Genomic DNA, 3476 nt, shown 5'->3' with positions numbered 1-3476 from the left:
CGGAAATGTTAGGAAAATCAACTGTTGATAATCTTTCCTCCGTCACCACCTATGATTTAGGTGTCTATAACAATCAAATGAAACAGCAAAAAGATAACACCAATAGCTATTTTTCAATCGATAGCATCTGGAGTTTTGCTGAAAACCATTTAAATCTCAGTGCCACCGCTTATGGCTTGGGTACCGCAGAGCAATCTTTCGATTTTTATCGTGCCATGTTTGAGCGTGATTTTAATGGTCGCCGTTTTGCTTTTGGTCTGTTAAATACGTGGAACTTACAATCTATTGCTTCCATGTCGGCACTCAATAGCAGTAAAGTTTACGGGATTACTTACGGCAATAATTCCTCATCCAAGGTCAATCATTCTCAGCTCTCTTTAACACCGATCACCGTCTTTTTACCCAGTGCGGGGGAAGTACGTGTCTATCGTGATGGCAAATTGTTAAGTATTCAAAACTTTCCAATGGGCAGTTTTGAAGTGGACACCGCACCACTCCCTTTTGGTATTTATCAAGTCGAAGTCGAAGTGGTTATTGACGGTAAAGTTCATTCTAAACAAGCTCAAACAGTGAATAAAACCTTCAATATGCGAGGCGCAACATTAAATGAGTTTCGTTGGGAAATATTCTCAGGCTATGTCGATTATAAAAAACGGATTAAAAATAGAGACAATGGATATAAGACATCAAACTCTGATAATACTTGGCTTGTGGGTGGAGCTGGAACGGTCACTTTAGGGGTGTTTTCAGAGTTAAATTTGCAAGCTTCAACCTATGCATTTGATGATTTAGCCGTACTTGAAACCAATGCAAATCTACAATTAAGTGAAAATATATCAACGAGTTGGCAATCTCTTTTGGCTAACGATGGTAGTGATCGCAATATCATTACTGCCTCTTATTCATTGCCCAAGGGGTTTGGCTCACTTTGGGTCAATAAAGAGAAAGGGAATATCAAAGATAATTTCCCGATGTATGACTCAGATAATTACTCTTTTGGTACCACCCTCAATTTGACTCAATTTTGGGAATATGCCGGATCATTTACCTATTCCTATACCAAAGATCTGCGCGATAAAAACAAATCGAATAACTTTGAATATTCTACCACACTCTATAACGGGCGTTACGGTAGCATGAGTTTGCGTACCGGTGTTCAACGTTATCACTACGATAATCAAAGCAGCACGAATGAAAAATACATCACACTGGACTTCTCATTACCGCTGGCAACATGGTTGAGTGCCGGGGTTTCATCCAGTAATGGGAATATGCGGGGTGAATTATCTGCATCGAAAAGCTTTGAAGATTCGGCTATTCGTCACGCAGGTTTATCCGTATCAACCTTATTACATGATAAAGATGGCACTGACAGTGATTTTTCTGTCAGTGGTTACGGTTCGTTTGATACCAAATACAGTACGGGCACGTTAACCATGAGCCGCCCTAATAATGATCGTCTAAATACCACATTAACCGCCCGAGGTTCATTGGCCTATAGTGATATGAACTTCTCCGCCAGTGGTAAACAAGAAACATCTGGGGTGATCGTGAAAACCGGCATTGATGGCGAAGGACAAATTGCCGCCAACGTCAATGGCCAACGTTTTGTCTTATCGGGCAGTAATAACTTTATTCCACTTTCTCCTTACGCGGAATATAAGGTCGAATTACTGAATGATAAAAACAGCGAAGATAGCTTTGATATCGCCTCAGGCCGAGTGAAAAATGTGGTGCTCTATCCAGGTAACGTTGCCGTGCATCAACCTGAATTAAAACAGATGGTGACTGTTTTTGGTCGAATGAAGTCGCCTGATGGCACACTGTTAGCCAGTGCGCAGGTACGTAACCATATTGGTCGTACTCAAACCGACCATCAAGGCCAATTTGCAATGGATGTTGATAAACGCTACCCAGTCATTTCATTACAACAAGATGATAAACAGATTTGTGAGGCTGAATTAGATTTGTCCTCTGCTCGGGGTGTGTTATGGGTAGGTGATGTGATTTGTGATCCGCAAACGACATTGGTAAACCGGAATTAAAGGAAAGCATATAATGTTCAAACATTATCTCTTATTAATACTCGCCCTTTTTACTACATTCACCAGCAATGCAGTAACCTACACCAATGATATTGTTTTTATCGAAAACAATATTGATAACGAGTATTTTATTACACCTCAAAAAACAGACCCTCGTTTCAGTGGTGCTAACGTTTTTACCAAATACAGTAGTAACCAACTGAGCTTAGGTTACATGGGATATACCGGCGTAGTGCCAATCAATAATTACTTCGATATTTGGTTAGAAAACTCACCAATTAAAATGCCATTTATTGGTAACCGTTGCTGGCGAACCTATAGAGATTGCCCTTCTGATGGTATACAAAGACCTGAACAGGTTTTAAGTGATGGAATATATCGTGCCTATATGAATACTCATGGTGGTGAAGCGGGTATTCCTAGGGCGATATTTTCTGATTCATTTTATCAATATATGCAAACTTTACCGGTTAGTAGTATAGAAAATTTTAGTTATTTTTTCTGCTATACCAAGGAGAATTATAACCCTGCATTAGGTCAAACATGTCGCTCTGTAAACGGCCGAGTGTCTGAACAAAGTTTTGCGATCACGAAAAAAGGGCATATAAGGCTAAAATCAACCAATGCGTTACAAGAGATTTTTGTCGATAGTGAAGGCAACGCCGTATTAGGTCTTGGCTCTAAATTTTGTGAAATTGTCGGTGATAACGTGGTTTGTAAGATGGTCGATTATGAGCTCAACGGCGAAAGCTTAAATGTTATGAGACTGGCGATGAAAGTAGATACAACGACATTATCATTTACACCAAGTGCGGGTGATATTCTTCTTTCAGCAACGCCGACATCAAGAACCTATTATTATTCTTCACCAACAATTGCCTCTTATTTAGTCACGCCTGGTGATGGGGGCGTTTATGTCCATTTCACAAAAAGCTTTTTCAAAAAATTAATTAGAAATAACGTTGATCTCTCTAAGAGCCAAGATTTATTTACCTTTAGTTTTACCAATACTGCCGTGCCTCAATCAGGCTTTTATGAATTTACCCCTTCTAATACGATAATTATCAAGCCTCGTGATTATGGGATCAGCATTATCTCTAAAGAATTAGTCAACAATCCTTATAGAGAAGGAAAAGTGGGTGATAAAGAGCCACCATTAACGTTTGACTATATCGTCACGACCAGCGCATTTCGCCAAGCTGATAAAATTACAGCCGCGGTTGAAGGGCCTAAAACGACAATCCGAGGTCAATCTTATTGCTTATTTAGCTCCAAAGATAAAAAAATGAATGTCCCCTTTTCAGCTTATCTGACATATACCGACGCCAGTGGCTCAAAAGTTAAAAATCGGGCTGCTTGCGATAATGTGCCTATCTCCATTAAAGAAGCACTCTGGACCCAGACCGCATGGCCTCATCCTTATCAGTTAGA

Annotated in this window: 2 protein-coding genes; both read left to right on the top strand. The window is 39.9% G+C overall.

Annotated features, from left to right (window positions below; translation table 11 throughout):
- Positions 1-2045: CS1-pili formation C-terminal domain-containing protein (locus ABN217_RS18670; protein ID WP_349459767.1), on the top strand; the 2045-nt coding region annotated here is incomplete at its 5' end.
- Between the two features lie 13 nt (positions 2046-2058).
- Positions 2059-3476 (top strand): fimbrial adhesin EcpD family protein (locus tag ABN217_RS18665; protein ID WP_349459766.1); only part of this gene is annotated, 1418 nt, incomplete at its 3' end.

Origin of the sequence: Proteus sp. fly-1067 (assembly GCF_040139345.1) — a bacterium.
GTDB classification, from domain to species: Bacteria; Pseudomonadota; Gammaproteobacteria; order Enterobacterales; family Enterobacteriaceae; genus Proteus; species Proteus vulgaris_B.
The sequence above is the reverse complement of the archived record's forward strand: the minus strand, read 5'-3'. Positions and strand labels throughout refer to the sequence as shown.